Annotated in this window: 2 protein-coding genes; both read left to right on the top strand. The window is 72.3% G+C overall.

What is annotated here, in order from left to right:
• Positions 1–240 precede the first annotated feature (240 nt).
• Positions 241–1,812 (top strand): Re/Si-specific NAD(P)(+) transhydrogenase subunit alpha, encoded by a 1,572-nt coding sequence (locus ABT247_RS32735; RefSeq protein WP_350750127.1) that lies wholly within the window; start codon positions 241–243, stop codon positions 1,810–1,812.
• 5 nt (positions 1,813–1,817) lie between these two features.
• Positions 1,818–3,265, top strand: a 1,448-nt coding sequence (pntB, locus tag ABT247_RS32730; protein WP_350750125.1) for a Re/Si-specific NAD(P)(+) transhydrogenase subunit beta, incomplete at its 3' end; no start/stop codon positions are given.

Here is a 3,265-nt window from a genome sequence, read left to right as displayed (position 1 = left end):
GCCCCCTCCCCGGGGGCGGCCGGGGCCTTCCGGTTCCGCCCGGGCTTCCGGTTCCGCCCGACCTGCGGCCGTACCCGGCGGTTTCCGGCCCTCGCCCACGAGGGTGAGTGAGGCTTGTCACTGGTTCGCGCCATCGGTTCGCAGACTGGGTAGGAGTAGGTTCCTTCGACCAACGGCCGGGATCCGCTCCCGGCCGTGAACCCCCGGTCAGCAGCGCTTTCGACGAGAGAGACACCAGACATGTCTGCACTTGTCCCGACCCAATCCCCACCCCGGCGCATCGGCGTGGTCGCCGAGTCGGCCAGCGGGGACGCCCGCGTCGCGGCGACACCGACGACGGTGCAGCAGTTGCTCGGCCTCGGCTACGACGTCGTCGTCGAGCCGCAGGCCGGTGCCGCCTCCGGCTTCACCGACGCGGCCTACGCCGACGCCGGCGCCCGCATCGGCGACGCCTGGACCGCGGACGTGGTCCTGAAGATCAACGCCCCGACGGACGCCGAGATCGCCCGGCTGCGCGAGGGCACCACCCTAATCGGCCTGCTCTCCCCCGCGCAGCGCCCCGAACTGCTCAAGGCGCTGGCCGCCCACGGCGTCACCGCGCTCGCGCTGGACGCCGTCCCGCGGATCTCGCGGGCGCAGTCGATGGACGTGCTCAGCTCGATGGCGAACATCGCCGGCTACCGCGCGGTGATCGAGGCGGCCCACGTGTTCGGGCGGTTCTTCACCGGCCAGGTCACCGCCGCGGGCAAGGTGCCGCCGGCGAAGGTCCTGGTCGCGGGAGCCGGCGTCGCCGGGCTCGCCGCCATCGGCGCGGCCTCCAGCCTGGGCGCGATCGTCCGGGCGACCGACCCGAGGCCCGAAGTGGCCGACCAGGTGAGGTCGTTGGGCGGCGAGTACCTGGCCGTGGAGGTCGTCCAGGAGGCGAGCACCGACGGATACGCCAAGGCGACCTCCGCCGAGTACGACCGAGCCGCCGCCGCGCTCTACCACGAGCAGGCCGAGGACGTGGACATCATCATCACGACCGCGCTGATCCCCGGCCGGCCCGCCCCGCGGCTGGTCACCGCCGAGGACGTGGCGGCGATGCGGCCCGGCAGCGTCATCGTCGACATGGCCGCCGCGCAGGGCGGGAACGTCGAGGGCACGGTGGCGGGCCGCACGGTGGTCACCGACAACGGCGTCACCATCATCGGCTACACCGACCTCCCGGCCCGGCTGCCCGCACAGGCCTCCCAGCTGTTCGGCACCAACCTGGTGAACCTGTTGAAGCTGCTGACGCCCGACCGGGACGGGCAGCTCGTGCTCGACTTCGACGACGTGGTCCAGCGGGCCGTGACGGTCGTCCGCGAGGGCGAGATCACCTGGCCGCCGCCGCCCGTGGCGGTGTCGGCCGCCCCGGCCGCGCAGCCCGCCGTCGCCGCGCCCGCGCCCGCGGAACCGAAGCGGTCGCGGCTCACCCCGGCGGCGCGCTTCGGGCTGATCGGCGCGGGCATGCTCGCCGCCTTCCTGCTGACCGCCTTCGCGCCCGCCCAACTCGCCCAGAACCTGACGGTGTTCGCGCTCGCCGTGGTCATCGGCTACTACGTCATCGGCAAGGTGCACCACGCCCTGCACACCCCGCTGATGTCGGTGACCAACGCGATCTCCGGGATCGTGGTGATCGGCGCCCTGTTGCAGATCGGCCACGAGAGCCGCGTCGTCACCGTGCTGTCCTTCGTCGCGGTCCTGCTGACGAGCGTGAACATCTTCGGCGGTTTCGCCGTCACCCGCCGCATGCTGTCGATGTTCTCGACCTCCCCCGAAAGGCGCTGAGCCCGATGACTTCCACGACGGCCTCGCACGCCGCGGACCTGGTCGCCGCACTGCTGTTCATCCTCAGCCTCGCCGGGCTCTCCCAGCACCGGACCTCACGCGCCGGTGTCGTCTACGGCATCGCCGGCATGGCCCTCGCCCTGGTCGCCACCGTCGTGGTGGCGGCGCAGAGCATCACCGCCGGCGCGGTCGCGCTGATCGTCGTCGCGATGGCGCTCGGCGGTGCGGCCGGGCTGTGGCGGGCACGGCGGGTCGAGATGACCCAGATGCCCGAGCTGATCGCCGTCCTGCACAGCTTCGTCGGCCTCGCCGCCGTCCTGGTCGGCTGGAACAGCTACCTGGAGGTCGAGTCCCACGGGTCCGCGCAGACCACGATCGCCGGAGACCTGCTGGGCATCCACCACGCCGAGGTCTTCATCGGCGTCTTCATCGGCGCGGTCACCTTCACCGGCTCCGTCGTGGCCTTCCTGAAGCTGTCCGCCCGGATCGCCTCGCGCCCGCTGACGCTGCCCGGCAAGAACGCGCTCAACCTGGGGGCGCTGGCCGCGTTCGTCGGCCTGACGATCTGGTTCACCGCCAGCCCGGGGCCGGTCCTGATGGTCGCGGTCACCGTCCTGGCGCTCGCCCTGGGCTGGCACCTGGTCGCCTCGATCGGCGGCGGCGACATGCCCGTGGTCGTCTCCATGCTGAACAGCTACTCCGGCTGGGCCGCGGCCGCCTCCGGGTTCCTGCTCGACAACAACCTGCTCATCGTCACGGGGGCGCTGGTCGGTTCCTCCGGTGCCTACCTCTCGTACATCATGTGCAAGGCCATGAACCGGTCCTTCCTGTCCGTCATCGCCGGCGGCTTCGGCATCGAGGCCCCGACGGCCGGGAGCGAGGAGCACGGCGAGCACCGCGAGATCCGCGCCGAGGAGGTCGCGGCGCTGCTCGACCAGGCCCGGTCAGTGGTGATCACCCCCGGCTACGGCATGGCCGTGGCCCAGGCCCAGCACCCGGTGGCGGAGCTGACCCACCGGCTGCGCGAGCGCGGGGTCGAGGTCCGCTTCGGCGTGCACCCCGTCGCCGGGCGCCTGCCGGGGCACATGAACGTCCTGCTGGCCGAGGCGAAGGTGCCGTACGACATCGTCCTGGAGATGGACGAGATCAACGACGACTTCGCCGCGACCTCGGTCGTCCTCGTCATCGGCGCCAACGACACCGTCAACCCGGCCGCCACCGAGGACCCGGGCAGCCCCATCGCCGGGATGCCGGTCCTGCGGGTGTGGGAGGCCGAGCAGGTGATCGTCTTCAAGCGCTCGATGGCCTCGGGTTACGCGGGGGTGCAGAACCCGCTGTTCTTCCGGGACAACACCAGCATGCTCTTCGGCGACGCCAAGCAGAGCGTCGAGGCGATCCTGCGGGCCCTCCCCGGCCGGGACCAGGACGGTCCGGTGGCGGCCGCCGGCCGGGC

Origin of the sequence: Kitasatospora sp. NPDC001539 (assembly GCF_040298565.1) — a bacterium.
Taxonomy (GTDB): domain Bacteria; phylum Actinomycetota; class Actinomycetes; order Streptomycetales; family Streptomycetaceae; genus Kitasatospora.
Note: the sequence above shows the minus strand (reverse complement) of the source record. Positions and strands in the feature narration are given on the sequence as shown.

Coding starts and splice junctions, on each gene's coding strand:
- ABT247_RS32735 (WP_350750127.1), top strand. CDS start 241: ATGTCTGCACTTGTCCCGACCCAATCCCCACCCCGGCGCATCGGCGTG.